The following is a 4,580-nucleotide window of genomic DNA, read 5'->3' on the forward strand; positions in this document are numbered from 1 at the left end:
GGTCAGGAAATGCCCAGCTGGTTCTGGATGAAGTCGAAGATCTGATCGTCGTCGGAGGTTTCCTCGGGCAGCCGGACGCCGGTTTCGTGGTCGCCGGTCGTCAGCCGGTCGAGGAGCACGCGCAGCCGGGAGCCGGCCGCGGCCCGGGTCGCCCCGTCGAGGACCACCGTGTCGAGGAGCCGTTCCAGCCGGTCGAGCTCATCGGGCACCGACGTGGCCGTCGGTTCGCCGAACGTGGACCGGCGCAGCTCGGCGGCGAGCGCGGCCGGGTTGGGGTGGTCGAACACGAGCGTCGTCGGTAGTTGCCTGCCGAGCGCCGCCCCCAGCCGGTTACGCAGTTCCACCGCGCTCAGGGAGGTGAAGCCGAGTTCCTGGAAGGGCCGGTCGGGATCGATCCGGTCCGGTCCGGAGTGACCGAGGACCGTGGCGGCGTGCGTCCGCACCAGTCCGAGCAGTTCCTGCTGCTGCGCGGCGGCGTCGAGCGCCGCCCACCGCTGCGTGACCGGGACCTCGGTCACACCGCCGGTGTGCGTGCTGTCGCCGCCGGTCAACTCGGTGAGCAGCGGGCTGGGCCGGCTCGCGGTGAACCGCGTGGCGAAGGTGTCCCAGTCGATGCCGGCGACGAGGGCCGTCGCCTCGCCACGGTCGAGGACCCTGCCGAGGGCGTCGAGCGCCGCCTCCGGCGCCATCGGCCGTACGCCGGCCGCGGCCAGGCCGTCGGTGTGGCCGGCCATGCCCGTCGCCTCCCAGGCGCCCCAGGAGACGGCGAGTGCCGGACGCCCCGCCGCCTGCCGGGCCGCCGCCAACGCGTCCAGGTAGGCGTTGGCGGCGGCGTAGCCGCCCTGCCCGGCAGCGCCGACGGTGCCGGCGACCGAGGAGAACAGGACGAACGCGTCGAGGTGCAGGCCGCGGGTCAGCTCGTCGAGGTTCCGGGCCGCGGCGGCCTTCGCCCCGAACACCGCAGCCAGGCGGTCGGTGGTGAGCGCGGCGAGAACCCCGTCGTCGAGTACGCCGGCCGCGTGGAAGACCGCCGAGGGTGGCCCGCTGCGGGCGACGAGAGCGGTGAGCTGCGCGCGGTCAGCCACGTCGCAGGCCACCACCGTCGCCGTCGTCCCCCGCGTCGCGAGTTCGGCGACGAGATCGCCGGCCCCGGGAGCCGCGGGTCCGCGCCGGCTCAACAGGACCACGCGGCGGGCGCCCCGTCCGGACAACCAGCGGGCCAGGTGCGCGCCGACGCCGCCGGTGCCGCCGGTGACCCAGATGTCGCCCTCGGGTCGCCAGGCCTGGGCGCGCCACGTCGGCCCGGTGGTCGCCCGGGACAACCGCCGCCCGAGTACGCCGCCCGTCCGTACCGCCGCCTGGTCCTCGACCGCGGCGGCGATGGTGGCGAGGACGTGCGCGGTCGCCTCGGCGTCGGGGCGTCCGGAGACGTCGACCAGGCCACCCCAGAGCCGTGGGTGTTCCAGGGCCGCGGTCCGGCCCAGGCCCCAGATCGCCGCCTGCGCCGGGGCGTGGACCGGTCCGGCCGCGACGGCGTCGCGGGTCAGGCACCACAGGGGCGCGTCCAGGCCGGCGTCGTCGAGCGCCTGTAGTAGGTGCAGGGTTACGGCGAGCCCGGCCGGCACCACGGGCGCGGGGGTCTCGTCGAAGCCCAGCAGGGAGATCACGCGGTCGGCGTCGCTGTCGCGGAGGGCACCGGTCAGGGCGACCCGGTCCAGGCCGGCCGCTTCCAGGACCGTGCACCGGCCGCCAGCGCTCTCGACGCCGTCGCGCAGGGCTGCGGCCCATCCGGCGTCGACGCCCTCGCCCGGGGTGAGCAGCAGCCAGCTCACCCCGGTGAGGTCGGCCGGCGGAAGGTGCGCGGGTTGCCAACTCTCGGCGTAGAGCAGGTCGTCGGTCGAGGTACGCGCGGCCGGGGCGTCGTCCGCATCGAGCCAGTAGCGGCGGTGTTGGAACGCGTACGTCGGCAGATCCTCAGGCACCGCCACCATGGGCGACACCGGCGCCCAGTCCACCGGCACCCCAGCGGTATGCAGGGCACCCACCGCAGTCAGCCAAGTGACCACCTCATCGACATCCCGCCGCGACACCGGCACCACCCGACGATCAGGCAACATCGCCGTCAACGTCGCATCCGGACCCACCTCCACACACACCCCCGCGTCCACCACACCCACCGCATCGCCGAACCGCACCGTCTCCCGCACCTGACGCACCCAGTACTCCGGCACCGTCAGATCCGCACCCACCTCCACACTCGACACCAACGGCACCCGCGCCGGCCGAAACTCCACCGACCCCACCACCTGCGCGAACTCAGCGAGCATCGGCTCCATCAACACCGAATGGAACGCATGCGACACCCGCAACCGGCGGACCCGCACCCCCGCCCCCGCCAACCGATCCGCAGCGGCCACGACCGCAGCTTCCGGACCGGAGAGCACCACCTGGTCCGGACCGTTGACCGCCGCCACATCCAAACCCAGACCGGCCACCGCCGACTCACCGGCCTGCACCGCCAACATCGCCCCACCAGCAGGCAACGCATCCATCAACCGCGCCCGCGCCGCCACCAACCGACACGCATCCACCAGATCCAGAACCCCAGCCACGACCGCCGCCGCATACTCACCCACCGAATGCCCCACCACCACACCCGGACACACCCCGAACGACCGCAACAACGCCACCTGCGCCACCTGCACCGCAAAAATGCCCGGCTGCGCAAACAACGTCCGATCCACCAACCCACCACCCCCAACCAACACCTCACCCAACGACCGCGGCAAAAACCCCTCCAACAACCCACACACCCGCCCGAACTCCTCCGCAAAAACCGGAAAACGCCCCGCCAACCCCACCCCCATCCCCCACCACTGCGAACCCTGCCCCGAAAACAGAAACCCCACCGTCGTCTCACCCGCGGCGACCGGCTGCGGTGCCGATCGCAAGCTCCCCAACAGCTCCGGGGCCGAGGCACCGACCCCGACCGCCCGGTACGGCAACACCGCCCGCCGCGCCAACCCCGCCGCGACCCGGTGGACGGAGACCTCCGGCCGCTCCTCGACCATGGCGGCCAACCGGTCGACCTGCGCCCGCAACGCGTCGGCCGAACGCGCGGACACGGCCCACACCGTCGCACCGTCGTGCTCGACAACCGGCTCGGGCTCCGCCTCGGGCGCCTGCTCCACGATCACGTGGGCGTTCGTGCCGCTGACTCCGAACGACGACACCCCCGCCCGACGCGGCCGGCCCGTCCGCGGCCACTCCGTCCTCACCGCCGCCAGCTCCACCGCACCGGCCGACCAGTCCACCTGCGGAGTCGGCTCATCGATGTGCAGCGACCGCGGCACCACACCATGCCGCATCGCCAACACCATCTTGATCACACCAGCCACACCCGCCGCCGCCTGCGCATGACCGATATTCGACTTCACCGACCCCAACAGCAGCGGCCGTTCCCGATCCTGCCCGTACGCCGCCAGGACCGCCTGCGCCTCGATCGGATCCCCCAACCGCGTCCCCGTCCCGTGCCCCTCCACCACATCCACATCCACCCCAGACAACCCCGCCGACACCAACGCCTGCCGAATCACCCGCTGCTGGGACGGACCATTCGGCGCCGTCAACCCATTCGACGCACCATCCTGATTCACCGCCGAACCCCGCACCACCGCCAGGATGTGATGCCCTCGACGCCGGGCATCCGACAGCCGTTCCAGCAGCAGCAGGCCGACACCCTCGGAGAAACCCGCGCCGTCGGCCGCGGCCGCGAAGGACTTGCACCGACCGTCCGCCGCCATTCCCTGCTGTCGCGAGAACTCCTGGAAGACGATGGGCGTCGACATCACGGAAACCCCGCCGGCGAGTGCCATGTCGCATTCCCCGGCCCGCAGCGACTGGGCAGCCAGATGCAACGCCACCAACGACGACGAACACGCCGTATCCACCGTCACCGCCGGACCCTCGAAACCAAACGTGTACGACACCCGACCCGACGCCACACTCCCCGCATTACCGTTCGTGAAATAACCCTCCAACTCCACCGGAACCGACCGCACCCGCGACCCGTAATCGTGATACATCAACCCCGCGAACACACCCGTCCGACTCCCCCGCAACGACAACGGATCCAAACCCGCCCGCTCCAACACCTCCCACGACACCTCCAACAACAACCGCTGCTGCGGATCCATCGCCAACGCCTCACGCGGCGAAATCCCGAACAGATCAGCATCGAAATCCGCAGCGTCGTACAGGAAGCCGCCCTCGCGTGCCGACACCGAGCCCGGAAGCCTGCCGGTGGGGTCGAACCGGGCCAACCGTTGCCAGCCCCGGTCGACCGGGAAGGCGGCGATGCCGTCACCATCCCGGTCGAGCAACGTCCACAGCTCCTCGGGAGACCGCACCCCACCCGGGAACCGGCAGGCCATGCCGATGATCGCCAACGGCTCGGTCGCCGCGTCGACCAACCGGCGGTTCTGTGCGCGCAGCCGTTCGTTCTCCTTCAGCGACGAACGCAGCGCCTCGACGAACTGGTCCTGCGACGTGTTCATCCGTCCTCCCCCTGTGCTGTCGGA

At 71.7% G+C, this 4,580-nt stretch carries 1 protein-coding gene; it reads right to left on the reverse strand.

Annotation, left to right across the window (positions count from 1 at the left end; all coding sequences use genetic code 11):
• Window positions 1-2: 2 nt before the first annotated feature.
• Entirely contained in the window at window positions 3-4,556 is a 4,554-nt protein-coding gene (locus GA0070623_RS31360) for a type I polyketide synthase (RefSeq protein WP_089003955.1), read from the reverse strand.
• Between the last annotated feature and the right edge of the window lie 24 nt (window positions 4,557-4,580).

This window comes from Micromonospora rifamycinica (genome assembly GCF_900090265.1).
GTDB classification, from domain to species: Bacteria; Actinomycetota; Actinomycetes; order Mycobacteriales; family Micromonosporaceae; genus Micromonospora; species Micromonospora rifamycinica.